Genomic DNA, 25,836 nt, shown 5'->3' with positions numbered 1-25,836 from the left:
CATTGCGCAACAGGTTTAAGTCGATGGATGGACTACAGGAGAATGCTGAGCGGGTTCTCTATGCGCGCCTTGAATGCAGCCAGCAACTGGGCTGCCACCGCGCCGTCGATAACACGGTGGTCTGCGGAGAGGGTGCAGCTCATGACCGTGGCAACTGCCAACTGGCCGGAGCGCACCACGGCGCGCTGTTCCGCCGCACCGACGGCCAGGATCCCTGCCTGGGGCGGGTTCAGGATGGCCGAGAACTCCCGTGTTCCATACATGCCCAGGTTCGTGAGGCTGAAGGACCCACCGTCGAGTTCTTGCTGCCGGATCCGGCCGGCGGCGGCACGTTCTTTGTAGTCACCCATCAGCCTGCCCAGAGAGCTGAGGGAGAGGTTTTCCAGGCCGCGGACCACCGGTGTCAGCAGGCCGTCCGTGGTCGCGATGGCCACGGAGACATCGACTGTGGAATAACGGCGGATGGCTTCACCTTGCCAGGAAGCATTTGCAGCGGGCACGTCCACGAGGGCGCCTCCCAGGGCTTTCAGAACGAGGTCGTTGACGGTCGTTTTCTGTCCCTGGGCGGGCATGTCCTGATTGATCTGTTTGCGTAAGGCCAGGAGCGCGTCCATTTCGACGTCAATGGAGACATAGAAATGGGGAACGCTGGTCTTCGACTCGGTCAGCCGCCTGGCAATGGCCTTGCGCATGCCGGAGAGTGGTACGTCCTGGAAGTTTTGCGCTCCCGTCTGCGATGAAGCCATCGGGGGAGCGGGAGCGGGTTCTTGCACCCTGGGGACGGGCTGTGGCCCCACTGCTTGATGCCTTCCGGCAGCTTCAACGTCGCCGCGCAGAATCCTGCCGTTGGGTCCGGAACCCTCCAATGCTGAGAGGTCTATCCCCATTTCTTTTGCGAGCTTTCGGGCCAGGGGTGACCCGAAGATGCGCGAGCCCGGTCCTTGATTCTTGCTGGACGCTTCAGGGCTGGAGTCCGGAGCCCCACGCCGCGGATCCCGGGTTGTTGGGGCTTCAGTGTCCTCCGGAACTAGATGCTCTGCAATGCTGTGCGAGGCGCCGCCAGCGGAGGCGATCTGCTTGTCGATGGACGCCTCATCTTCCCCGGCTTCCACGAGCACGGCAATGGGCTCACCGACACCTACGGAAGTTCCCGGCTGTACTAACAGCCTTCCTATGGTGCCCGGAAACTCAGCCTGTAGCTCAACAGTGGCCTTTTCAGTCTCAATTTCGGCGATGGGCTGTCCGGCGGCGATCGTGTCGCCTATTTTCACGAGCCAGTCCTGGAGGGCTGCTTCGGTGGCGTCTGCGACGACGGCCGGCATGGTGATGATGGTTGCCATGGTGAATATCCTTTGATGGGAGCCGGTTCAGGAACGGCCGAGGTTGCGGGCTATTTCGTCAAAGCCGGCAAGGACGTCGTCGATATCGGCATTGGCGGCAGCCTCAAGGACTTTCGATATGCTCGGCGCCGCTTCCCTGCCCGTAACTCTTTGAACGGGCTGGTCGAGGTAGTCGAAGAATCTGCGTTGGATCTCGTCGGACAGCCAGCCGCCATATGAGGTGCCCCGGGCGCCTTGCTCGACGATCAGGACGTTGTTGGTTTTCTGGATTGAGGCGCCGATCGTGTCCCAGTCCAGGGAGGCTCGGTCAAGCCACCGGAGATCAATGATTTCGGGATCGAGATCCATTCGCTGCCCGGCAGCCCGGAGGGAAATGTCCACCATGTTCAGGTAGCTCAGTACGGTGACGCCTTCGCCTGCGCGACGCACGGCAGCCTTGCCAACGGGCAACTGGTAGTCGAGATTTCCAGCGGGTATGTCTCCCTTGGTCCCGTAGAGGTCGACGTGCTCAAGCACAAGCACCGGGTCCTGGAGTTCCAGCGCAGTATTCATCAGGCCGATGTAGTCGTGCGGAGTTGACGGCGCTACGATTCGCCAGCCCGGGTTGTTGGCGAAGATACCTGCCGGGTCCATGGAATGCTGGGAGCCATAGCCAGCTCCCATTGCCACCTTGGAGCGCAGAACCACGGGCATCGCAGACTGGCCGCCGAACATGTGCCGCGCCTTGCCGATCTGGTTAAATATCTGGTCAGCCGCGACCCACAGGAAGTCCGAGTACATGAACTCAACAACTGGTTTGTAGCGCCCTGTCATGGACAGGCCGCCTGCGAGGCCCGCGAAGGCGTTCTCACTAATGGGTGTACCAAGGACCCGATCGGGGTAGGCGTCCTTCAGCCCGCGGGTGGCCCCGTTGGTGCCACCCTTGAGCCGGTGAACGTCCTCGCCCAGGACCAGCACACCCGGGTCAACGTCCATCCGGCGCCCCAGTACATCTGCAATTGCATCTACGAAGCGGCGCTCCTCGGTGCCGGTTTCGGTGCCTTCTCCGGAGGTTGATCCTGTCAGCGCAGGTTCGCTCCTGATGTCCGTGTCCACCCCTGTGGGATCGGGCCAAAGCGTCGGGCGGATGCGGCGGGCGCCTTTGGTGCTTTCCGGGTCCTTCTCCGTAATTCCGTCTACAATCCGGGTGATGTGTTCTGTGATGTGCGAGGTGAGATCGCTCAGTTGTTCATCGGTGAGGAGTCCGCGCCGGGTCATCTCGACGGTCAGCTTGGCCAGCGGGTCGCGATCACGCCACTGCTTCTCCTCCTCTTTCGTCCGGTAGCCGAAGGCACTGCCCGGGAAGGGGCCGTTCTGATGGAAATAGCGGTAGGTTTCCGCCTCGATGAGCGTTGCGCCCTTGCCTGCGCGCATATGATCCACGGCTGCCTTCTGGGCAAGATAGACCGCGAGGGGATCCATCCCGTCCACGCGCCAGGATCTGATTCCGAAGCCAGGGCCACGAGCCGCCAGCCGAGGTTCACCGGTCACGTCGGCAACATGGGTCGAAACGGCATACAGGTTGTTCTCAATGTAGAAGCACAGTGGCAAGCGCCAGGCAGCGGCAAGATTCAGCGTCTCCAATGTCGAGCCTATGTTTGAGGCGCCATCGCCGAAATAGGTCACCGTGACGCCCATGCCGCCTGCCGGCCCGCCGCCGTCGTGGACTTCTGCGTCATGCCGCTGTGCCCAGGCATTGCCTGCGGCAAGCGGCACTCCGCCACCAACAATGGCGTTCGTACCCAATGCTCCGGCGTCAAGCCACTGCAGGTGCATTGAGCCGCCCCGACCACCGCTGAAACCGGCTTTGAGACCCAAAATCTCGGACATCGTTCGTCGGATGAACTCCGTGACTTGGTCGTTCTTTATCCCGTCAATAATCGACATACCGTTCGGGGACAGGTAGGCCAGACCCTTTGCCAGGAATTGGTGATGGCCGCGGTGGGTGCCGTTGACGCCGTCGGCGCCCCTCAGCGCCAGAATGGATCCCACGGCCGCTCCCTCCTGACCGATGCTGGAGTGGGCCGGGCCGTGTACGAGGCCCTCACCTGCCAGCTGCAGGACAATTTCCTCGAAAATTCGAATGGTGTGCATCTGCACCAGCATGGATTCGAGCAGCTCCGGAGCTGCTTCATCCCAGTCTTTACGGGTTGTCCGCAGCTCTGTGCACTCTGTCGAGTAGGTCAAAGGCGTGGTGGTTGACATCTATGGCTCCCAGGTGGCGAACGTGAATGGCTTTGAGGCGTTCGTACAACCATAGAGGGGCGAATGGATCCAATGCAATGCATGCGACCACGTTTTTCACGCCAAACATCATCGAATGGATCCATTGCGGCTGAGTCCGTATGCTGTAGCTATGGCCATCGAAGCTGTTCTGTTGAAGAAGTCGGGTGCTGCAAGTCAGCGCATCGCAAACGAATTGAGTCAGAGGATTCTCGACGGCGATCTCGCACCTGGCACGAGGATCCGCCAGGAGCAGATTGCGGAAGAGTTTGGCGTGAGCAGGCTGCCGATTCGGGAAGCGTTGCGCATTCTTGAATCGCATGGTCTCGTCACGCTGGTCGCCTCCTCGGGTGCCTGGGTCAGCTCAATGAACCTCGCTGAGTGCCAGGAGACGTATCTGATTCGCGAACGAATTGAGCCGCTTGCGTTGGGGCAGGCCATTGACAGCGTCAGTGCCGAAACCATGGATCGGCTCAGCGAGCTGGCGGAGCGGATGGAAAATTGCACGGTGGTGGAGGACTTCGTTGAACTCGACCGGGAGTTCCACCTGTTGAGTTTTCAGGATGCGGGCATGCCAACCTTGTTGGAGATGGTCGAGAGACTCTGGAATACCACCCAGCATTATCGGCGCGCGTACGTACAGCTGATCGGTCCCGAGGGGCTCGGAGACACGAATTTGGAGCATCGGCTCCTCGTGGCAGCAATCCGCCGGCGTGACATCCGCTCTGCAGAGGAACTGCTGGCGATGCACGTCCGCAAAACCCGCATTGCGCTGCTTGATCACCCAGAGATATTTGATCGCTAGAGACATACGGCTGGAGAAGTAGATGAACCTGGACGCCGAACAGCAAAACGCCCCCATCGAACGAAGCGGGCTGCCGGGCATCCGTGGGACAGACCACGTTGGATTCACGGTGCCCGACATGGAACAGGCACACGAATTCCTCGTTAATGTCATTGGATGTCAGCATGTTTACTCCTTGGGGCCCTACCCGCAGGATCCCGTGTTGATGCGGACCAAGCTCAACGTCCATCCGGAGGCAACGCTGGTGGAAATACGCTTCTACCGCTGCTTCAATGGATCCAATTTTGAAGTCTTCAACTATTCCTCGCCGGATCAACGCTTGGACCAGCCCCGCAACAGCGACATCGGAGGTCATCACCTCGCCTTCTACGTAGAGGACCTCGATGTAGCTGTCGACTACCTCAAGGGTCACGGCATCCAGGTGCTTGGGGACCCGACCCTGAGCTCCGGCGCGAGCAAGGGGCAGCGTTGGGTTTACTTCCTGGCCCCGTGGGGGATGCAATTCGAGCTCGTGTCCTTTCCGCAGGGAAAAGCCTACGAGTCGCAAACCCCGCTGCGGCTTTGGATGCCTTGACCAGGGTTGCCCTGCGGTCGAGACTGCTCCAAGACAAAACCTGAAGTATCGCAATACGAGAGTTTGATACTTAGCGCGAAAGTTTTCCTTGACGCCGCATGTTGGGCCGAAGTAGCGTCGGCATACCGACCTGATCGATGAAGAGAATCTTCAGGCCGGACCCATTTGCAACCCGGCTACGCTTTTGCGCCGGCGAAAACACCCAGGAGAACTTATGCGGACGACGAAGTCCCAGGCCCTGCTGACAAATCAATCGATCGGGGAGAAGGACGCGTCTATCGTCCTACCCGCAGAAACCAGAAAGTTCGGACCGGAACAGAAGAAGCCGTTGCACCGCACTGTCGCCGGTAGCGTCGTTGGCAACATCATCGAGCAATATGATTTTGTCCTGTACGGATCGGTGGCCGCGCTGGTCTTCGGAAAACTGTTCTTCCCGAGCTTCGACCCGACTGCAGCACTACTTGCATCGTTTACTACCTACGCCGTCGGTTTCATTGCCCGACCTCTTGGCAGTTTGGTAGCGGGACATGTTGGCGACCTGCATGGCCGGAAACGGGTCTTGGTGGCCATGCTGCTTATCGCAGGCCTTTCAACCACTGCTATCGGGCTGCTTCCGACCTACGCCGCCATCGGCTTTTGGGCGTCCATTTTCCTCGTGATGCTGCGATTCGTCCAGGGCTTCTCCTTCGGAGGCGAGTATGGCGGTGCCATTCTGATGGTGAGTGAGACCGCGCCGCCGGAAAGGCGCGGTTTTTATACAGGGTTAATTCCGGCATCCTCCGCGATCGGCGGACTGCTGTCCACCGGCGTGCTCTTCGCTTTGAGTTTCATGCCAGCTGAGACCTTCGAAGCGTGGGGATGGCGGGTCCCGTTCCTGCTGTCGATCATCCTCGTGGTGACGGGCCTGATTATTCGGCTGCGCCTGAAAGAGACCCCGGTGTTCAAAGCCGCAGAGGCTCAAGGTAAGACCACCCGCAAACCCATCCTGGAAGTCATGAAGTCCAACCCCAAGGAGCTTCTCCTCGCAGCTGGGATCAGTTTTGGATTCGGCACGCTCGCATACATCCTCGTGACCTGGTTGCTCAGCTATATCACCATCGGCCTCAAGCTTGACGCGGGGGTAAGCCTTATCGCTCTGACCATCGCTTTCGTCTTCTACGGCCTTAGCGACTGGGGCAGCTCAGCAATCTCCGACAAGGTGGGTCGTCGACCCGTCATACTCGCAGGGGGCATTGCCTTCGCTCTCTGGGCATTTCCCATGTTTGCCCTGGTTGACACCAAGAACCCTGTATTGATCACGGTGGCAATGACAGGTGGCACTGTCTTGGCCGGTATGATCTACGGCCCGCTGGCCTCGTTGATCAGTGAGCTCTTCGCTACCAAATTCAGGTACAGCGGTGCTTCGATGGGTTACCAATTCGGACAGACCCTGGGCGGCGGGTTCTCGCCACTGATCGCAACGGCCCTGTACGCAGCAACGCTGGCTTCCTGGTCAGTCGCGCTCTATCTGGTGGTGGCCGGGGTCATCACAGCGGTGTGTGTGTTCTTCCTGACGGAAACCAAGGGCCGAGACCTCACACGCTGACCCTCAGCCAACTGTCGCCGACTCTGCCCACCCGGACGCTGCCGCGGACAGGGCAGAGCTCGGACCAGAAGTTGGGTGGCGCATATTCGAGGGTTGTTGACGCGGATGGCTATGGCCTGGCGATGCGCCTGGTACTAGCCTTAAACAAGCGTGAATCTGAGCGAAAACAACTATCGCACGGCCATCATCGTTCGGAGAATTCTTCGGGCCCGAACGGCGCCTGGAGATAGAGGAAATGAGTTTGCATGACGACAGAGACTTCTGAGGGCGTCGGGTTTCGGTCTCGGCGAGGACCTATCCTCATCGCCTTGATGCTCGCAACGGGTCTGGTAGCGATTGATTCGACGATTGTTGCGACGGCGGTTCCTTCAATTGTGGGTGACGTCGGCGGCTTCACGTCTTTTCCTTGGCTCTTTTCCGCTTACCTGTTGGCGCAGGCTATCTCGGTGCCGGTCTACGCGAAGCTCTCAGACATGGTTGGGCGTAAGCCGATTATCCTTTGCGGTATCGGACTCTTCCTGCTCGGATCGATCCTCTGCGGAGTAGCGTGGAGCATGCCCGCCCTCATAGCATTCCGGGTTCTCCAGGGTCTTGGCGCCGGAGCAGTGCTGCCGATGTCCATGACCATCGTGGGTGATATCTACACTGTGGCTGAACGGTCTAAAGTGCAGGGCTACCTCGCCAGTGTTTGGGCCCTTTCCTCGGTGGTTGGCCCAACCTCCGGAGGCGTGTTCGCGTCGCTGGGCATCTGGCGTGGGATCTTCTTCGTGAACATTCCGCTTTGCCTCTTGGCGGGTTGGATGCTGATTCGCTCGTTCCACGAGAATATTGAGCGGGCCAAGCACCGTGTGGACTTCCTGGGGGCGGGCCTGCTGTCACTTTCCCTCAGCCTGCTCATTCTTGGAGCACTCGGCGGTGGCCAGTCATGGGCCTGGAACTCTCCCATAAGTATCGCGATATTTGCTGCCGGCTCTGTCCTGTTCGCTGCGTTTGTGCTCGCCGAAAGGAGGGCAACGGAGCCGATACTGCCTGCGTGGGTAGTGTCCCGTCGGCTGCTGGCGACGACGGCGATGACCTCTTTTGGCGTCGGTGCGGTCATGTTCGGCCTCACCTCCTACGTTCCCACGTACCTTCAAGGAGCCACCTCGACCTCCCCAATCATCGCGGGGCTCGCTTTGGCTGCCCTGACCATCGGTTGGCCGATCAGTGCATCCCAGGCGGGCCGTTTCTATCTCCGCATCGGGTTCCGGAGGACCGCCCTGATTGGTGTCACGATCACGGTCTTGAGTACAGCTGTTCTTGCTCTGACTGCGCCTGCGCCCAACATTTTTGTGGTGGCTGCGGGCTGCTTCGTCGTCGGGCTTGGCCTGGGGCTGGTGGCGACCCCGAGCCTCATTGCCGCACAGACCAGCGTCGAATGGAATGAGCGAGGCGTAGTTACCGGTACCAATCTTTTTGCACGTTCGATCGGCAGCTCTGTCGGCGTCGCCGTTTTCGGGGCTGTCGCTAACGCGATATACGCCCGTGTTCCCGGCGGAAATTCGGATCCCCAGACAATCGTGGCGGCATCTACCGCTGTATTCATCGCCGTGCTGGTCAGCGCCATACTCACTGTGGTCGCCGTTGTCGCCATGCCCTCGGTCAACGGCGAAAGCAACACACTCGAGGCATCGGCGGAGGCCAGGGCGGCCTCTTCATCTGGTTAGGAACGAGTCGCCGTATAGACCCGAATCAAATTCTTGCGCTGAGCGCCCGACCCCCTCGTCGAGAGGGTCTTTGCTTTTAACGTGTGCTCCTGAACGTGGGAACCCCAGCGGCAAGGAACGTGCAGGCCGTCCATGCACTCGACAAATATTATGATTCGATCTACGATACGAACGTACCAAAAAACGTACTCAACAGATCAAGGGTGATCACATTGGACGTAGACCTCTTCACCGATATCAGCGGCCCCTATGTGGAGGAAAGTGCGTGTGCTGCCTGGCTTCTCTGCGACCGCCATGATCCGGAGTCAACGGCCTACACGGTAGTCGAAGACAACGGAGCGGCAAAAGCGGTCACTTACGGCGAACTCCACAACGAATCGATCCGGCTTGCCAACGGCTTTCGCGACCTCGGAGTGCAGCCTGGCACCCGCGTTGCCACTCTTCTCCACAAGGGCCCCGAACTCGTGACCACAATGCTTGCGGTATGGCGACTGGGCGCGGTGTACGTGCCGGTGTTTACCGCCTTTGCAGGCAAAGCGGTCGAATTTCGGATCCATACGGCACAGGTAGGCCTGGTTATTACGGACACAGCCCAACGCGGGAAGCTTCCGGACCTCACGAGGCGCCCCATCAAGGTCGTCGTTGTCGATGGAGCCGGCGAGCCCGAAGATGTTGACTACCAAACGTTGCTGGCTACCGCTTCCACCAAAGACTTGGAGACTTTTGTTCAGGGTCCCGATGGCCCTCTCGTCCACATGTTCACATCCGGTACAACGGGTTCCCCCAAAGGTGTCATTCACCCGCTGCGACAGGCGGCAGGATGGCACAGCTACCTTAAATACGGGCTCGGAGTCGCCAGCGACGACGTGTATTGGTGCGCAGCGGACCCTGGATGGGCCTACGGCCTATATGCCGGAATCGTTGCCCCGCTCGCGAATGGGACGGGGGCGATCCTGCAGGCCGGAGCCTTTGAGCCCACTGCTGCATGGAAAATCATCGAGAACCTGGGAGTCACAAACCTGACGGCGGCCCCCACCGTATACCGGGCGCTACGCACTCATTTCCCGGTCCTCCCATCGCGCACCCGTCTGAAGCGCCTGTCAAGTGCGGGTGAACCGCTCACGCCGGAGGTCAACGTATGGGCAGGGGAACAGTTGGGCCTGGAGGTCCACGACCACTTCGGCCAGACAGAAGTTGGTATGGTCTTCGGCAACGTCCACCACCCCGCGATCGCCCGCAAGGTTGTCCCGGGATCCATGGGCTACCCGCTTCCCGGATGGGCGGCGACGGTGCTTGGTGAAGACGAGGCCATGGAACTCGCGCCGGGCGTGATGGGCCGGGTGGCAATCGATGTCGCGAAGAGTCCAGCGATGACATTCCGAAGCTACCAGGACCCCTCGCAGACAGCATCGCGATTCACCCGCGATGGGCGCTTCTATCTCTTGGGCGACCTCGGCCATCGGGACGCTGATGGAGCCTTCCATTTCGCATCCCGCGATGACGACGTCATCATCATGGCCGGCTATCGGATCGGCCCGTTTGAGATCGAATCGATTCTCAGCGAACACCCGGCCGTCGCCGAAAGCGCTGCGATCGCCGCTCCCGACGCGGATAGGGGAGAAGTGCTGGAAGCCTACGTCGTACTCAGTGATGGGTGGGAGCCGTCTGACGCCCTTCGGCAGGATCTTCAAGGATTTGTGAAAAGCCATTATGCCGCTCATGCATACCCCCGATCCATCCACTTCATCCAAGAGCTTCCGAAGACACCCAGCGGCAAAATCCAACGCTATGTCCTGAGGCAGCAGCGACGTTCCGAGGTGGAGAAGGCAGGGCAGCTGTGACGTCCCAGCATCTCCAAGTCGAACAACGGGGAGCGGTCCGGTGGCTCTTCCTGAACCGCCCAGCTCAGCGCAACGCTCTCAATGGCGCCTTAGCGAACGCCTTGGCCGCTCAAGTCGACGATATCGCCCATGATCCAGGGACGGCTGTCGTCGTGCTGGCCGGGAAAGGCAAAAGTTTCAGTGCTGGCGGGGATTTCCGGCATTTCCTTGCACTTGAGGACGAAAGCGAAGCCGGCGTGGTGGAATTCCTCGAACGTCTTTCGAACGTCGTCACGACTATAGAGCGAAGCTCCAAGCCCTGGGTTGCAGCTCTCCACGGACACGCAATCGCCGGCGGTCTTGAACTCGCTTTAGCCTGCGACGTCGTCATTGCTGCTGAAGGAACACTGGTCGGCGACGGGCACCTGAACAATAAGCTGACGCCCGGGGCAGGGTCCAGCGTTCGTCTGGAGCGCGCTGTTGGAAAGAGCCCGGCACGGTGGATGCACCTCAGCGGTCAGCCCATGACAGCGGAAGCATTGCGACCAACTGGCTGGCTGCATGACGTGGTGCCATATCAGCAGTTGCACCCGAGGGCCGCCGAGGTCGCCGCCCAGCTCGCCGCCAGGGACTCGCCGGCGCAGCAGAACTTCAAAAACCTGCTTTCGTCGATTGTCGAACTCGACGATTCAGACGCCCTTGATCTGGAACTCGCAGCATTCCAGGCCAATTGGCGTGACAACAATGTTCCAGATGCGCTCCGCCAGTTTCTGGCAGCACGCAGGCTCAACCAGAAGTAGGAGACACACGCCTTGAAAACCCACAAGACCCCGGTGACCGACCGATATAAAGGCAGGACCGTGGCGATAACAGGGGCTGCCCAAGGCCTGGGATTGGCTATGGCCAGCCGCTTTGCAGCGGAGGGTGCTTCCTTGGCGCTGGCCGACGTCAACGACGTATTGCTCAGCGAAGCCATGAACCAGATCCAGGTCCACGGCGACGCCACCGTCAGCCAGAATGTGGTTGACGTGACGGACTCGTCCACGGTGAATGGATGGATCTCGGAAGTGGAACAAACCCAGGGAGCAGTCGATGTGCTGGTGAACAACGCTGGGATCATCCGGGACAACCGCATCGAGAAAATCAGCGACGCGGACTGGGACGCCGTGGTGGAGACGTCAGTCTGAAAGGTGCCTTCTACTGCTCCCGTGCCGTATTCCCGGGGATGCGGAAACGCCGCTACGGCCGGATCATCTCGTTTTCGTCGATGTCCTGGAGAGGTAACTTCGGACAGTCCAACTATGTAGCGGCCAAAGCTGGCGTGGTGGGGCTGACGAGAACGCTTGCCTTGGAAGGGGCACGTGACGGTATAACTGCCAACGCCATCGCTCCCGGGCTCATTGAGACGCCCATGCTTGCATCAATGAACGATGCAGCACGGAATCTCCTCATCAAAAAGGTCCCGATGATGCACACGGGTGACCCCTCGGACATCGCGGAAGCAGCAGCCTTTCTGGGCTCCGAGGGAGCGGCATTCATCACAGGTGTAGTTCTCGATGTTGACGGAGGCATCTCTATCGGGTCCTCCATACGCTGAACAGACCCCGATGCGGGGAAGGTGCTCGCCCACCTTCCCCGCATAATTACTGGGGCTTAGCCGTCAATCCGTGGATGACGAGCTCGCCGATTTCCGTGAACGCCTCACCTGCCGTCAGTCCCGTCGCCTCCAGGAGCTCGCCGGACTGCACACCGTCAATCAGCAAAGAAATGGCTTGACCAGCCAGGGCTGCATCTGCGGCCCGGAACGCTCCCGAGGCCACACCATCTTCGATCATGCCTTGAACTTTTCGGGCAGCGGCACGGGAATTCAACCGATAGATCGCCGCCGTTGGCTCGTAAGTAATCATGTCGAGGTAGAAGGCGCGCGAATTACGACTCATTGCAGAGCCGACACCCGCAAGATAGCGAATTATCCGGTCCGCGGGATCCTCGACAGCGGTAATTCCAGCCTCTATGGCTTTGGTAGACCGTTCAAAAAAGTGCCTTGTAACCTTTTGGATGATCTGCTCGCGGCTGCTGGCCACTGAGTAGAGCGTAGTTTTGGAGCATCGAAGCCGGCTGCAGAGCTCCTCGATCGTCAAGCTGCTAAAACCCTCTGACAAGAAGAGAGCTTCGAGCTCCACTAATAATTCCTGGCTCCTGGACCCGTCGTCGCTTTTCCGGGATCGACGGGCGCGGCCCGTTGCCGACGCGGCACCTTGAGGCATCATGTGAGGAGCCCTCCTTGTCTGAACTTAGGAGTACGAACGTATCATGTGCCGTACATCCCCGTTCTTCTTTGGCGCCTGGGCGTGACGCCGTGCCCTCCCAAACTGTCCACCCGCCGCCGTCGAACGCTGAATGTTCGACGGCGGCCGGGCTCGGGCGGTTCTTTAGCGGTTGATGACGGGCAGGACGAGCCGGCTGGGGTGTTCGGGTCCGTGCATGATCCGGTTGGTGGCGATGACCGCCTGGTCCACAGACTCCTGGGCGATGAAGCCTCCGGTGTTCGTGTTCCGGTCGTAGCGGGGGAAGTTGCTGCTGGAAATATCGAGTCGGATGCGGTGACCGGCCAGGAAGACGTTGGAGGTCACCGCCATCGGTACGGTCACCTCGTACACCTCACCGGGGGTCAGGGGCGCGGGGTTCGACAGGTCGTTCCGGTAGCGCAGACGCAGGATGCCGTCGCAGAGGTTGATTGCGCGTCCGTCGGGGAAGACGTCAACGAGTTTGGCGGTGATATCCGTGTCCACGGCGCTTGAAGAGACGAACACCTTGAGCTCCACGTGTCCGGTCACTTCAATGGGCTCCTCGAGGACGGGTCCGGTGTAGCAGAGGACGTCGGATCGTCCATCCACAACCTTCTGGTCAACTGGGCCCACCAATCCGGGCACGCTCGGAAGAAGGGCGCCACCGGCGGTGGGCAGTGGATCACGTGGATCGTACTGGAATTCGTCGTGGCCCGCCATCGAGGATGCCGCGGACTGGAGGGTGCCATCGCCGTGGCGGGTGTTGGCCGACCCGCCACTATGCAGGTGGTAGTCCGTGTAGGACGTGTCGGGGAGCGGCCAATCCTGCTCATCACGCCATTGATCAATGCCCATGACGAAGATCCGCACCCTGGGTGCGGGGGACTCGGGTGCGAGGTTACGAAGCGTCTGGTTGAAGAATGTGATGTGTGCCTCGGTGGCGTCTCCAACGCCAAGTGGCCCGAAGTGCCGATCTGCATACTGCCCGGTGAGCGGCCCGTGTTCCCATGGGCCGATAATCAGACGGGAGTCCTCACGGGCCGTTTCCGATGCGCCCTGTGTGCGGACCCTGATGAAGTCTGAGACCGTCCCGTTGATCTTGAGGTCATACCAGCCACCGATGGCCAAGACGGGAACCTCCACCGAGCTGACCAAGGGGGACCAGTCTTGGGCGGCCCAATAGCCGTCGAAGTCGGGGTGGGCCAGCCAATCGTCGAACCAGCGCCCCTTTCCGATCACCGGCAAATCGGCGACGGGCGTGGCGTCATTCAGTGATAGGACGTTCAGGAATGAGCCGCCGAGCCGTATCAGTGTGGCGGGGTCACTCGCCCTGCCGCTTGCCAGATCACGTTGTTCTTCGTTGGCGTACATCATGACGTTCCACATGGTGTCAAGGCTCAAGGACAGTGCGCCACCTTTTGAATACCAAAGCTCGGAATACCAGTCGGTCGCTGCCATGGTGGGGGCAATGGCTTTCAGGCCCGGCGTTTCCTTGATCGCCAGGGCCCACTGGGTCATCCCCATGTACGAAGCCCCATACATGCCGATCGTGCCGTCTGACCAGTCTTGCCGGGTGATCCAATCCGCCGCGTCCTGACCATCAGCGATCTCGTTGATCTTGGGCTCGAACTCACCTTCCGAGCCAAAGGTGCCTCGCGCGTCCTGAAGGACGACTGCGTACCCCGCGTTCACCAGTCCGATCAGGCTGGGGTGTGGAGTTCCTGGTCCACCGTACATCGTCGGCGTCTGCCTGTTGTACGGAGTTCGTACCAGAAGGGTCGGTGCGGTTCCTTCGAGCGGGCGCCAAATGTCAGCTGCCAGTGTGACTCCGTCCCGCATCGTCATCGTAACGTCGGGCTCATATATGTGCTTCATGAGTCTCTCCTTTGAGAACTCGAACGATCAGCACTGGCGTACGCCTCAGCTGTGTCCGCTTGGTCAGCGTTAATGTTTAGCAGTGTGCCTTGGATGAGGCATGGCGTCAGCGGGCGAAGCAGGGGGATCAATGCCGACGCGGGTACGATCTTTGATACGAACTACCCTTAAAACGTATCACAAAACATGGGGAGTGCAAGGGGCGATTTGGCTGGCGCACAGGCAGTTTGCTTACCGCTGTTACACTGAATGATGGAATCATCAATCAAGCGACTCCCATCGTGGGGCAAGGGGCAATCATGGATGAATTTTCCGATTTTCGGGCGCCTCTCTATGAGGTGAAGGCAAACCTCTTCAAAGGCTTGGCGCATCCGGTCAGGATCAGGGTCTTGGAGTTGCTGAGCGCAGCTCCGGAGGTATCGGTGACTGACATGCTGGCCGAGACTGGTCTGGAAGCATCCCACCTGTCCCAACACCTGTCCGTGCTGCGCCGCTACCACCTTGTCACCGGTGAACGCCGTGCGTTGCAAATGTTCTATTCGTTGGCCTACCCGCAGGTCGCAGAACTGCTGGCGGTGGCCCGGCAACTGCTACATGACATGTTGAACAACACCCGCGAGCAGCTTGAACATTCGACGGCGAACCTTTCTGCGACAGCCCCTTCCGTCGCCCCGCGATGACCGCCCTTCGCGCGGCCCGGGCGCTGCTGCCGTCCTGGCGGGACTATGCGGGACTTCCCCGGTCGTGGAAAGGGGATCTCGTTGCCGGGCTTACCGTTGGAATCGTTGCGCTGCCCTTGGCTCTGGCTTTTGGAGTCAGCTCCGGGGCCGGAGCGGCCAGTGGACTGATTACCGCGGTGATCGCCGGAATCGTTGCGGCTGTTTTCGGTGGGTCCAATATTCAGGTATCCGGGCCGACCGGTGCCATGGTTGTTGTCCTCGGCCCTGTCATCGCGGCTCACGGTATCGGCGCGTTGGCGGCGGTGTCGGTCCTTGCCGGGGCCATCGTCATCGTCGCTGGTGTCCTTAAACTCGGCCGCGTGGTGACCTTGCTGCCCTGGCCGGTGATCGAAGGCTTCACACTGGGCATCGCGCTGATCATCTTCCTCCAGCAGGTTCCTGCTGCGTTCGGAGTGCACGCGGGGCCCAGCAGCAACGCGGCTGTCTCGGCTTTCCAGGGGCTGGCGACGACGTCGCCGGCCGCCTTGTGGGCTCCAGTGGCTCTGGTGGTCCTGGTAGCAGTGATCATGGTCGCCGCACCGCGGATCCATCCGCAGATTCCCGGTTCCCTCCTCGCCATCATCGTGGCCAGCGTCGCCGCCCAGGTTCTGGACCTTCCGGTGGCGAGGATCGGCGCACTTCCTGGCGCGCTGCCGTCCCCAGTCGCCCCCGCCCTTGACTGGGGCACTGTGGCAGCGCTGGCAGCCCCGGCCGCAACGATCGCAGCGCTGGCTGCGATCGAGTCACTGCTTTCTGCACGGGTCGCCGCCTCGATCTCTGACACCGGTCCCTATGATGCAGACCGCGAACTCCTGGGCCAAGGCCTGGCCTCTATCTGCTCCGGGTTTTTCGGCGGTATGCCTGCCACCGGTGCCATCGCCCGCACAGCAGTGAACATCCGCTCTGGCGGCCGGACCAGGCTGTCCGCCGTCATCCACGCCGTAGTCCTGCTGGCCGTTGTCTACCTTGCTACGGGTCCAGTCTCGCGGATTCCGCTCGCTGCTTTGGCCGGTGTCCTGATGATCACCGCCACCCGCATGGTTTCCGTGGCCACCCTGCGCAGTGTGATCGGGTCCACGCGGGCAGATGCTGTCGTTTTCTTTGTCACTGCCGTGATCACCGTGTCCTTTGACCTGATTCAGGCCGTAGCCATCGGCATCGCCGTCGCGTCCTTCTTTGCCCTGCGCACGATGGTCAAGTCCAGCGGGGTGCACCGTGAGGAAATTCCCGGTCCTGTCCAAGACGGGGATGAACACATTGCCGTGTTTCGACTGGATGGGGCGTTGTTCTTCGGCGCCGCCGAGCGTGTTCTGGAACGCGTCAGTGCTATCCGCAACGTTGACGCAGTCATTATCCGCATGTCCCAACTCCAAGTCCTGGATGCTACTGGGGCGAGGGTCATCACCGACATCGTCAATGCACTGGAACGGCGCGGAATCACAGTGTTGATCAAGGGAATCCAGGCCCGGCACCTTGCCTTGGTCACGCGGGTGGGCGTGCTGGAATCCCTACGCCACCACAAACACCTGTTCGAGGACCTGGCCCCGGCCGTCGAGCACGCGCGCAGTCATGTCGCCCGGGCGATGGCCGCCCGCGCCGCGGAGCAAGCCGGCGCACCTCCAGGACGACGGTCCGATCAATGATCAGGAACCCCTTCGCCGGCCTGAGAAGGCCTGTCCACTGAGGATCTATTCGAACGAGGCACGTCGGGCATCATTTGTTTTGGTTTGCCACACGTCGGGTGCGTTGACCTTGAACCGCCGGCCTGTCAGGGCGCGGGGTACCAGTCGGATGTAGTTATCCTTGGGGCCAGGTTGCCATGGTTCAAGTCCCAGCGCATCGACCTTCGCTGTCTCGTCGGGATCTGTCATGAGAATTGTTTCACCGCGGGCGACGACACTCCAGGCTTCCGTTGTCGCGGCGTCGTACCCATCGATTTCCAAAACCCCGGGCCTGGACGCCATTGCTCCCCACAGTTTCCGTCCGGGGCTGCTGCGGAAAACGATGTGACGGTCAAAGAGAACGTAATTCACCGGGAAGATTTCGGGGTGGTCATCCACCACCAGGCCAAGGCGGCCTATTGTCGCCGCAGCCAGCAAATTCCAGCACTCGTTAAACGACAGCGACGAGTCATGGCCTTCAGAGGTTCCGTCGTCCAGCGTTGGGGAATCATTCATCTCAGACCTCACATCTTCCTGTGGTTGGTTCCGGAGCTGTCGTTCCAACAATGCCTTGTGGGCTGGTTTGGTTCAATGGCCAGGTTCCGGCCGTTTAGTGTTCCCGTCCTGTACCGAAGAAAAGTGCGACGGCGGCACTCGCCCGAGTGCCGCCGTCGTCCGGTTCCTTCTAGCTAAGCCAGGACGTCACCGTTTGCTGGTGCGCGTCCACCCACTTTTTGGCTGCGGCCTCGGGCGTCATGCCGCCTTGGATATCCGTGGCAACTGAATTTTGGTCATCATTGGTCCATTTGAAGCCCTTGGCCAGTTTGGCTGCAGGTGAGCCGCTGTCGGCGAACTTCTTGGAAATGACCTTGTTGAGGGTATAGGTCGGGTAATCGCAGGCGACCTTTTCCGCGTCGGTATCGCAGCCCTCGGTCCAGGCCGGCAGGGCGACCTTCTTAAGTGGAACCTGGGACAGGAACCACTGTGGCTCGTAGAAGTAGCCCAGTAACGGCGTCTTGTTTTGTTCCGCCGTCCGGAACGACTGGATAAGGGCAGCCTCCGAGCCAGAGAACACCACCTTGTAATCCAGGTTCAGATTCTTCACCAAGGCTTCGTCGTTCGTGACGAAAGCGGGGTCGCCGTCGAGGACCTGGCCCTTTCCGCCGGACTCGGAAGTAGTGAACATCGAGGCGTACTTGTTCAGGTTCTTCCCGTCCGTGATGTCCGGGTACTTCTCTGCCATCCATGGTGGTACGTACCAGCCGATGTGGCCTTCATTGCCGGTGGCACCGGCGTCTACAGCCACCTTCTGATCCGTAATGTACTGCTTGGTGAGATCAGCATGGCCCCAGTTTTCCATGATCACGTCCACCTCACCGGAGGCGAAACCCTGCCAGGAAATCTGTTCGTTCAGGTCCTTCTGCACCACAGTGCAGCCAAGCTGGTTTTTCGCTACGTAGCTGTACACGGCGGCATTGGCCGTATAGCCGACCCAGGCGTTCATCGCGACACTAACAGCTCCGCAGGGTGCATCCCCGCCGCTTGCGGGGGCGGCGGCCACCTGGTTCACGGAAGCACCGCCACAGCCTGTCAGCAGCAAAGCGGCCGCGGCGACTCCTGCCATCAGCGGGATAGTTCGTTTCAACAGCGGTGGGACTTTTTTCATTTGTTTGGTCTCCTTGTTGGGGGTGGGAGTATGGCGGGCTGGATTGTTGGTTTGAGCGACTAGGTTGAGGGGGTCTTGGCCGAGGCAATTTTCCGTATCGGGGCTGCCGCTGCAGCCTGGGTCATCCTGTCGAGCAGGATGCCGAGGAACACGATGGCAAGGCCAGCGGCCAGGCCCTTGCCGAACAGGGAACTTTGGACAAAGCCGGCGACGACGTCGTACCCGAGTCCGCCTGCACCGACCAAGGCACCCACGACCACCATGGCAAGGACGTAGATCAACCCTTGGTTGGCGGCGAGGGCCAGGGATTTCCTGGCCATCGGCAGCTGGACCTTGGTGATGACCTGCCATGGCGTCGACCCGCTGGAAATGGCAGCTTCAAGGACGGTGGGGGAGATCGCTGCGATGCCATCGGCGGTGATTTTGATGGCGACAGGAGCTGCATAGATGATGCCTGCGATGATCGCCGTGAAACGGGTAGCGCCGAATAGTCCCAGGAACGGAACAAGGTAGACGAAAGCGGGCATCGTCTGGCCGGCGTCGAGTATTGGCCGGAGGACTTGGTCCACCCTTTGTGAACGGCCCATCGCGACGCCGAAGACCACACCAAGGACCATGACCAGCACGGTGGCCACCAGCGTTCCTGCGAGGGTGACCATGGAATCGCTCCAGAGGCCCAGGTAGATAATGACGCCAAGGCAGGCGGTGGTCACGGCGGCGAGCTTCCAGCCGCCCAATGCGTAAGCCGCCAGGGCAATGACGCCCACGAGGATGTAGAAAGGCGTGTCCGTGAGCAGGGACTGGAACGGGTTAAGGATTCCAGTGGTGATTGATTCCCGCAGGGACACCGTGAACAGGGACAGGTTGTTCTGCATCCACTGGCTTGCCGAGCTTACGGCTTGAACGATCGCCGGGCCGATGTTGACGTCTTTGGGGAAAGCCGCGGCCCACAATGAGCTCCTGGACAACTGGACCATGACCAAGGCCAGGACCAGCGTGACGCCCAAGAGTATGTATCGATTCCTGCGGGAGATTCGTCCGTTCCTGGCAGCGCCGGGTTCCGCCCGGCGGCTGGCCGCAGTGGTCACCCGGTCCAGCACGATCGCCAGCAGGACGATGGAGAGGCCGGCATTTACTGCAGTGCCGACGTCGAGCGATTGCAACGCGCGGACAACAACCTGGCCAAGCCCTGGAGCGGCAATAAGTGCCGCAATAGTGACCATTGACAGAGCCGCCATGGTGCTTTGGTTGATTCCCATGACGACCGTCCGCCGGGCCATGGGAAGCTGCAGGGTAAGCAGCCGCTGGAGGCCCGTTGTACCCAGCGAGTCCGATGCCTCCCGGGTGTTCTCCGGGATGCTCCGGATGCCGTGGGCCGTAAGGCGGATGACCGGAGGCGCGGCGTAGATGACGGTCGCAATGACGGCCGAGGCCGGGCCAATGAGGAAGATGAGCGCCAAGGGTGCCAGGTAAACGAACGTGGGCAAAGTCTGCATGAAGTCCAGTACCGGCGTGATCACTGTGGCGACGCGCGTGGAGACGCCGGCGAGGATACCGAGCGGGATTCCGACCAGCAGTGTCAGCAGCACTGCGGTGAGGACCAGAGCGAACGTGTAAGTGGCCTCGACGAACAGACCTTGGAAGCCGAAGAAGGTAAAGACGGCTACCGTCAGGAGGGCCACGCGGGCGTTCCCGACTGCGAATGCAATCCAGCCAAGCAGTCCTACGGTTCCAAACCAGCCGATTTCTGGCAGTCGCAGACCGGTGGAACTTGCGGCAAAGAGCGTGATGAAGAGGTTGGCGACGTTGTCCACCACTGCCCGCAGGGGCGTGAAGACATACAGGAAGACCGGGTTGTCCGCGCGGTTGGCAGCGACCCAGGCGTTGAACTGGTTCAGCGAGCGATGCAGATCAGTCAGCTCGGAGGCAGGCAAAGTCAGAGTCGACGTCCCGTGCAGGATCAGAAATCCCAGGATCCAGACGACGCCCGCGCCCACCAGCAGAACGGTGCGGCGGCTGGGACGGCGGCGCGGTTCCCTGACATGGGTCGATGTTGGCTGGACCTTTTCCTGGTCCCGGACAAGCGTAGTCATCAGGCCGCTGCTTCCGCTGGCTGCAGCACTGAGAGGATGCTGTCACGGTCGATCTGCCCGATGATCCTGCCTGCTTCATCCTCCACGAGGACAGGGCAGGAGGAATGCATCACCGCTGTTATGGCGTCCCGGATAATCATCCCGGAACTGAGGACCGGAGCGTCCAAGGGCGTTCCATCCGTCACGGGACGGATGATCCACTTCAAGGTCAGAACGTCCGCGCGGGGAACTTCGGACACAAAATCCTGAATGTACTTATCTGCAGGGGATCCCACCAACTCATCCCCGGTGCCGCACTGGACCATCTCGCCATTGCGCATGATCAGGATGCGGTCACCGAGCTTGAGTGCCTCGGAAAGGTCATGGGTGACAAAGACCATGGTCTTACCCATTTCCTTGTGGAGCCGGATGACCTCGGCCTGCATGTCACGCCTGATGAGGGGATCCAGTGCCGAGAAGGGCTCGTCGAAAAGGATAGTGTCTGGATCGCCCGCCAAGGCCCGGCCAAGGCCAACGCGCTGCTGCATCCCGCCGGACAGTTGGTCCGGATAGTGCTGTTCATACCCCTTCAGGCCGACCAGTTCAATGATTTCCCGAGCCCGGCCGTAGCGCTCGTTCTTGGCCGCACCGCGGATCTGCAGCCCGTAGGAGACGTTGTCCAAAACCGTCCGGTGGGGCAGGAGTCCGAAGTGCTGGAACACCATGGACATTTTGCGCCGGCGCAGTTCCCGCAGCTCCCCAACGCCTGCCTGCAGGACATCCTTGCCGTCCACCATTACCTGCCCTGACGTGGGTTCGATAAGCCGGGTGAGGCAGCGGATCAGGGTTGATTTGCCGGATCCCGAAAGACCCATGACTACAAAGACCTCACCCTTTGCGACGTCGAAACTCAGGTTCCGGACGGCCGCCACGCAGCCCGAGGCTGCCAACAGTTCAGCAGAGCTAAGGGACGAAAGCTGAGGATCGCCAGGGACCTTTTCGCCAGCGGCGCCAAAAACCTTCCAGAGGTTCCGTACTGAGATGTCGGGGCTGTTCATTGCTGTACTCCTGCTTATGGCGGCTCGAACCAATGGCCGGGCTTCGAGTGGACGTTTTGGTGCTTGTTCTTTCGCCGAAGTCAACCCACTCGGCTTGGGGAAGGCTGGGTTACATCGACGCCATGCTCCAGACGCCCGCGGGCAAATCCTTGCGCGATGTCGCTAGGGCACTGTGAATCTTCTTGCTGCGAACGGGCTTGATCTACATGCGGCTGGTTGTGCATGCATCAACATCACCCGTAATACGCAACAGTGATGTATCTCACTCAGCCTGTCAAGGTTTGGAAATAAATAAAAACGATGGCCAACAGCTTCGATGAGTCTGGGCATCAGAGAGGCCCTTGGGTTCCTGCTGCCGGCGAGAGTGTTGGCTGTTTGAACTAAGGCTGCCAGCGAGCAAGGTTTCAACACGAACGTCCAGCCACCAGGAGCGAGGCTTGCGCGGTCCAAATAATTGGCGGGCTGGGTGCGTAGCCAAGGGAAAAGGTCACCTTGAGGGAAGCTGCTTTGTGACGGTACCACCGCGTCGTATTACGGCCATGACGTAGTGGGTCCCCGGACTGCACTGTTGGCAGCCAGGGGACCCACGGGTGTTACTTCTTTCCGGAAAGGAACATCGACTGTTCCATTGGCGTCACGGTCAGCGACTTCAGCTGCGCGGTGCCGCCTTCTGCAAAGAGTCCCATCTTGTCAGCTCCGGCGTTCGGGAACACTTGGTCGGTGATGGTCTGCAGACCGTTGCCGGTGAACACCTCTACTGATGAGCGGTCCACGTAGATCCGAAGGGTGACATTGCCCTTAGTGTCCAAGGCGACAGGGGCGTCATCCACGGAAGAGAATGCCGAGTGGAAAGCGGTGTTTCCGGACTTTGTTCGGTCAACGAAGATCTTTCCGGTCATGGCGTCGTAGCCGATGATGGTGGAGGAGTTGCCGTCGCCCAGCACGGTGATGCCGGACTTCTTCGCGGTGCCGGGGGCGAAGGTGATGTCCACACGCTGGACCTGGCCCGAAGTCGACGCCGGCAGCGACGTTGTTCCGGCCGCGACGGCGCCGCCCTTCTTATCGGCGTAGCTGGGCTTTTGCGCGAGATCGTCCACTTGCTTGACGGCGCTCTGGGTAAGTCGTGGTCCGTCAGGTGTCTGGGTCAGCTGCACATCGCGGGGCAGTGACATGGCGCTGCGCCACGGGTTGGTAGGGATGTCGTTGGCATAGTCCCAGTTATTCATCCAGCCCACCATGACCCGCTTGTTGTCGGGCATGTTCGCAAAGGAGACGGCCGCGTAGTAGTCGCGTCCGTAGTCCAGCCAGTCATAGGACTCCAGACGGGACGTCGCTGCTGTGGAGCTTGCGGTGAACTCATCCGCGAGTATGTGCCCCCAGCCGAACCTGTTGTTATCGACAACCTTGATTTGTGCCTGCTGCCCAACGAATTCCTTGACATTCCATGAGGCCCAATCCAGGGTTTCACTGTCGTTGCCTGTGGCCGTACGAACCACCTGTCCGTTGACTACCAAGTTCACCGTTTCTTCATCGGACCTCGGGACGGCGGGGGTGTCGGTGAGCATGACGTGGTCAAGGGTCAGGTGACCCCACCCGCCGGTAGCTTGGTCAACCACCCGCAGCTGTGCATTCTGGCCCGCGAATTCCGAAACGTCCCAGCCTTTCCAGTTCAGCAGTCCGGCGTTATCGCCCGCCAGGGAGCGGACGACATTGCCGTTGATGAGCAGCTGGACGGCCAGGGTCTGACCGGAGTCCGCCGAGCGGTGGCCGCCCCCAACGAGCATGCTCATGAAGTTTTTCGTGATGGGGAACTCAGGGGATGTCAGGGTACCCTGACGGTCATCACCGGGTACGGTGCCGGTTTCGAACGTGTTGATTCGTTTGGCGCCAAGGTAAAAGTCCCCACCGCTGGTGGCCGGCTGGAAGTTGGGGGTCAGGTCTCCTGTGCCGGTCCAGCCGGCATCGGCCAGCGTTGTGCCATCCGGTACCTCGAAGCCGTCAAACTTAAGTTCTCCTGGGGGCGGGGTGTTGTCCAGCTTGTCGGAGACGCGAGGGTGCTTGCCGCCGCCAATGAGGAAATTCAGGTAGTCGTCCGTCACGGTAAAAGTTGGTGACTGCATGGAACCCAGCGGCCAGTCGCCGTCGTTGAATGAGTTGATCAGTCCTGTGCCGCCAAATTGGGTCACCGGATTTTGACCGGGCAGGGAGCCGGCGGCGGGAGCGTCGCCGAAAGGGCCGTTCTTCCAGTTGCCGGGTTCGTTGTTGACGGTCCAGCCGTTGTAGGTGCCGTCGTTGAAGCCGGCCAGGACAGTACCGGCCGGTGCCGCTGTGGCTGGTTTCGTGGTTTCGGAGGTGAACGTGGTGCCGTCGAAGTTGCCCACGAAGTACTGTCCAGCCGAGCCTCCGGCGACACCGCCGGGGTTGATGTTGACGACCATGACCCACTTGATGTTGTTCGTATCCCCATCCACCGCGAGCGGGAACATATCAGGGCATTCCCACTGGCCGCCGCTGGCGTTGGCGGGTCCGAATTCGCTGAGGGCAGTCCAGTCCTTGAGATTGCCGGATTTGTACAGGAGGACCTTGTGATCCTGTGATTCGACTGCGGTCATGACCCAATATCCGCCGCCGGACGGGTTGTCGTACCAGAAGACCTTTGGGTCCCGGAAGTTGGCTGAATTGCGGTTCAGCACAGGATTTCCTGAATATTTGGTCCAGGTCTGGCCGTCATCCAGGCTGTACGCCAGGGACTGGGCCTGCAGGCCCCGGTGCGGGGAGGGCTCCTTGTAGGCACTGGTGTAGATGGCCACCAGCGGGGGGTTTTCCTTCGTCCCGAAGCCGGTTGTGTTGTCCTTGTCAACCACAATGCTGCCGGAGAATACATCTTCCTGTGCGTCGGTTGGGAGAGCGAGGCGCTGCTCCTGCCAGTGAACCAGGTCCTTGGACGTCGCATGGCCCCAGGACATGTTTCCCCACGTGTTGCCGGAGGGGTTGTGCTGGTAGAAGAGGTGGTAGACACCTTTATGGAAAATCATCCCGTTGGGATCGTTCATCCAATTCTTCGCGGGTGTGTAGTGGTAAGCAGGCCGAAATTGCTCACTTCCCAACTCTGGTCCCGCGGAGGCTGGTGTCACACCAGCCATGACGCCCGTAAGCGTCAGTCCCGCCAACGTAAACGCAGACGTTGCTACCCGCATGCTTTTGATCTTGAGTTTTCTCATTGTTTTTTTCGGTCGCCCTTCATCGCGGCGTGCCTATCCCCACTTAGACAACGTTGTCAGTGTCAGAAGCTATGGCAAGTCCATCGGACAAGTCAACGGTTTCTTTTAGCCCTCTTAGGTGGCGCTTTCTGAATCAAACGTGGTGATTGACCGCGTTGAGTAACGCGGGTAACCTCAATCACATACTCAGTCGGTAACGCGCGTGACTCCGCGCTTGCTACGTTAGGCGAGGCGACCAGACAAAGACTTCAGAGATCGTCTTCGGGACGGGCAGTGAGAATCCGATGGGCACTTTGCTGCAGGATGCCGAGCGACTCCTGGATCAGGGGCGATGTGATGCTGCCCCGGCGTACGGCAGCGACAATGCGGCGGGACGGCTTGCCCCTTCCGGTGATACGCAGGCGAACCACGTTCTCTGCACTACGCAGCGGCGCCAGTCGCGGCAGCAGGCCCACGCCCAGCCCCGCACCCACGAAGGCGATTTGGGTTTCCCACTCAACGGCCTCGTGGGCAATTCGTGGTGTTACCCCGGCTGCTGTGAACGCCGCGGTGAAGAGGGAGTGATAGGTGGAGCCGGCGGCCTCGGTGATCCAGGGTTCCGACGCCAGCTCTTGGAGAGTCACTGTTTCGCGCGATGCCAAAGGATGGTCAGAGGGAATGATGACGTCCAGCGGGTCATCGAGCAGGACTGTCTGTTCGAAGCGCGGATCGTCCTCTGCGTAAGTGTCGGACTGCATGGCGACGATGACCGCAAGGTCGATTCGCTCCGCGACCAACAAATCGAAGCAGCGAGACGGATTGGCCTCGAGTACTTGCACCTCCAGCAGGGGACGTGTTGAGCGAAGGGTCGCGGCGAGCGGCGCGAGCAACTGGGCGGCCGCCGTCGAGAATCCGCCGAGGCCAAAATGGGACTGCACCTGGTCGCCAGCCTCCATGGCGGCCGCACGCAGGCTCTCCCAGTCGGCAATGAGGGTGTCCGAACCCGCCACGAGAAAGCGGCCAGTGGCGGTCAGTCGCACCCCCCGGCCGTCCTTCGTCAGCAGCTGCATTCCAAGCACGCGCTGGAGCTCGCGCAACTGCGCGGAGACGGCGGAGGGAGAATAGCCTGTGAGCTCCGCGGTGGCGCCAATGGTGCCGCAGCGGGCAAACACTCGAAGTGTGATGAGTCTCGCATCGATCATGCA

The 25,836-nt window shown here is 60.5% G+C and carries 20 protein-coding genes; 10 read left to right on the top strand and 10 right to left on the bottom strand.

Translation table 11 applies throughout. From position 1 onward, the window contains the following. Positions 1-32 precede the first annotated feature (32 nt). Entirely contained in the window at positions 33-1,340 is a 1,308-nt protein-coding gene (locus AB4Z15_RS00855; protein ID WP_442015616.1) for a dihydrolipoamide acetyltransferase family protein, read from the bottom strand. 27 nt (positions 1,341-1,367) lie between these two features. After that, a complete protein-coding gene (locus AB4Z15_RS00850) occupies positions 1,368-3,584 on the bottom strand; it encodes an alpha-ketoacid dehydrogenase subunit alpha/beta (RefSeq protein ID WP_442015615.1) in 2,217 nt (738 codons plus the stop codon). Positions 3,585-3,735: 151 nt separating this feature from the next. Between AB4Z15_RS00850 and AB4Z15_RS00845 the strand changes: the two genes are divergently transcribed. The 8 genes from AB4Z15_RS00845 to AB4Z15_RS00810 all read left to right on the top strand — a co-directional run bounded on the left by AB4Z15_RS00845 (position 3,736) and on the right by AB4Z15_RS00810 (position 11,689). Continuing rightward, entirely contained in the window at positions 3,736-4,407 is a 672-nt protein-coding gene (locus AB4Z15_RS00845) for a GntR family transcriptional regulator (protein ID WP_442015614.1), read from the top strand. A gap of 22 nt (positions 4,408-4,429) precedes the next feature. Then, the gene (locus AB4Z15_RS00840) at positions 4,430-4,981 is read left to right on the top strand and encodes a VOC family protein (protein WP_442015613.1); all 552 of its coding nucleotides are present in this window, start codon (positions 4,430-4,432) and stop codon (positions 4,979-4,981) included. Between the two features lie 214 nt (positions 4,982-5,195). Then, positions 5,196-6,566 carry an MFS transporter gene (locus AB4Z15_RS00835; protein ID WP_442015612.1) on the top strand — a complete coding sequence of 457 codons (1,371 nt, stop codon included), beginning with the start codon at positions 5,196-5,198 and terminating at the stop codon, positions 6,564-6,566. A gap of 245 nt (positions 6,567-6,811) precedes the next feature. Beyond that, a complete protein-coding gene (locus AB4Z15_RS00830; RefSeq protein ID WP_442015611.1) occupies positions 6,812-8,272 on the top strand; it encodes an MFS transporter in 1,461 nt (486 codons plus the stop codon). Positions 8,273-8,475: 203 nt separating this feature from the next. Next, positions 8,476-10,113 carry an AMP-binding protein gene (locus tag AB4Z15_RS00825; protein WP_442015610.1) on the top strand — a complete coding sequence of 546 codons (1,638 nt, stop codon included), beginning with the start codon at positions 8,476-8,478 and terminating at the stop codon, positions 10,111-10,113. Further along, positions 10,110-10,892 (top strand): enoyl-CoA hydratase/isomerase family protein, encoded by a 783-nt coding sequence (locus AB4Z15_RS00820; RefSeq protein WP_442015609.1) that lies wholly within the window; start codon positions 10,110-10,112, stop codon positions 10,890-10,892. The genes AB4Z15_RS00825 and AB4Z15_RS00820 overlap by 4 nt, the downstream gene beginning before the upstream one ends. 12 nt (positions 10,893-10,904) lie before the next feature. Beyond that, the gene (locus AB4Z15_RS00815) at positions 10,905-11,279 is read left to right on the top strand and encodes an SDR family NAD(P)-dependent oxidoreductase (protein WP_442015608.1); all 375 of its coding nucleotides are present in this window, start codon (positions 10,905-10,907) and stop codon (positions 11,277-11,279) included. Between the two features lie 38 nt (positions 11,280-11,317). Then, positions 11,318-11,689: an SDR family oxidoreductase gene (locus tag AB4Z15_RS00810; RefSeq protein WP_442015607.1), complete on the top strand. Its 372-nt coding sequence runs from the start codon at positions 11,318-11,320 to the stop codon at positions 11,687-11,689. A 46-nt stretch (positions 11,690-11,735) separates the two neighbouring features. Here AB4Z15_RS00810 and AB4Z15_RS00805 read toward each other — a convergent pair whose 3' ends face one another. Together AB4Z15_RS00805 and AB4Z15_RS00800 are read right to left on the bottom strand one after the other, a co-directional pair. Then, positions 11,736-12,176: a hypothetical protein gene (locus AB4Z15_RS00805; protein WP_442015606.1), complete on the bottom strand. Its 441-nt coding sequence runs from the start codon at positions 12,174-12,176 to the stop codon at positions 11,736-11,738. Positions 12,177-12,524: 348 nt separating this feature from the next. Continuing rightward, the gene (locus tag AB4Z15_RS00800; RefSeq protein ID WP_442015605.1) at positions 12,525-14,255 is read right to left on the bottom strand and encodes a CocE/NonD family hydrolase; all 1,731 of its coding nucleotides are present in this window, start codon (positions 14,253-14,255) and stop codon (positions 12,525-12,527) included. 299 nt (positions 14,256-14,554) lie between these two features. On the opposite strand from AB4Z15_RS00800, the gene AB4Z15_RS00795 reads away from it, so the two are divergent. Both AB4Z15_RS00795 and AB4Z15_RS00790 read left to right on the top strand, forming a co-directional pair. Further along, positions 14,555-14,935 (top strand): ArsR/SmtB family transcription factor, encoded by a 381-nt coding sequence (locus tag AB4Z15_RS00795; RefSeq protein ID WP_442015604.1) that lies wholly within the window; start codon positions 14,555-14,557, stop codon positions 14,933-14,935. After that, positions 14,932-16,617, top strand: coding sequence for a SulP family inorganic anion transporter (locus AB4Z15_RS00790; protein WP_442015603.1), 1,686 nt, complete (start codon positions 14,932-14,934; stop codon positions 16,615-16,617). Before AB4Z15_RS00795 ends, AB4Z15_RS00790 begins: the two co-directional genes overlap by 4 nt. Before the next feature lie 45 nt (positions 16,618-16,662). Here the strand turns inward: AB4Z15_RS00790 and AB4Z15_RS00785 are convergent, their stop codons facing one another. The 6 genes from AB4Z15_RS00785 to AB4Z15_RS00760 all read right to left on the bottom strand — a co-directional run bounded on the left by AB4Z15_RS00785 (position 16,663) and on the right by AB4Z15_RS00760 (position 25,833). Then, positions 16,663-17,151, bottom strand: a complete 489-nt coding sequence (locus tag AB4Z15_RS00785) for a pyridoxamine 5'-phosphate oxidase family protein (protein WP_442015602.1) — start codon at positions 17,149-17,151, stop codon at positions 16,663-16,665. 169 nt (positions 17,152-17,320) lie between these two features. Continuing rightward, positions 17,321-18,301, bottom strand: a complete 981-nt coding sequence (locus AB4Z15_RS00780) for an ABC transporter substrate-binding protein (RefSeq protein ID WP_442006458.1) — start codon at positions 18,299-18,301, stop codon at positions 17,321-17,323. A gap of 59 nt (positions 18,302-18,360) precedes the next feature. Continuing rightward, positions 18,361-20,394, bottom strand: a complete 2,034-nt coding sequence (locus AB4Z15_RS00775) for an ABC transporter permease (protein WP_442015601.1) — start codon at positions 20,392-20,394, stop codon at positions 18,361-18,363. Next, complete coding sequence (locus AB4Z15_RS00770) at positions 20,394-21,431, bottom strand: quaternary amine ABC transporter ATP-binding protein (protein ID WP_442015600.1); 1,038 nt, start codon at positions 21,429-21,431, stop codon at positions 20,394-20,396. The genes AB4Z15_RS00775 and AB4Z15_RS00770 overlap by 1 nt, the downstream gene beginning before the upstream one ends. Before the next feature lie 593 nt (positions 21,432-22,024). After that, on the bottom strand, positions 22,025-24,628 hold the full coding sequence (locus tag AB4Z15_RS00765; RefSeq protein WP_442015599.1) for a GH32 C-terminal domain-containing protein: 2,604 nt from the start codon (positions 24,626-24,628) through the stop codon (positions 22,025-22,027). Between the two features lie 272 nt (positions 24,629-24,900). Further along, positions 24,901-25,833, bottom strand: coding sequence for a LysR family transcriptional regulator (locus tag AB4Z15_RS00760; RefSeq protein ID WP_442015598.1), 933 nt, complete (start codon positions 25,831-25,833; stop codon positions 24,901-24,903). Between the last annotated feature and the right edge of the window lie 3 nt (positions 25,834-25,836).

Origin of the sequence: Paenarthrobacter sp. 2TAF44 (assembly GCF_052114885.1) — a bacterium.
Lineage (GTDB): Bacteria > Actinomycetota > Actinomycetes > Actinomycetales > Micrococcaceae > Arthrobacter.
Note: the sequence above shows the minus strand (reverse complement) of the source record. Positions and strands in the feature narration are given on the sequence as shown.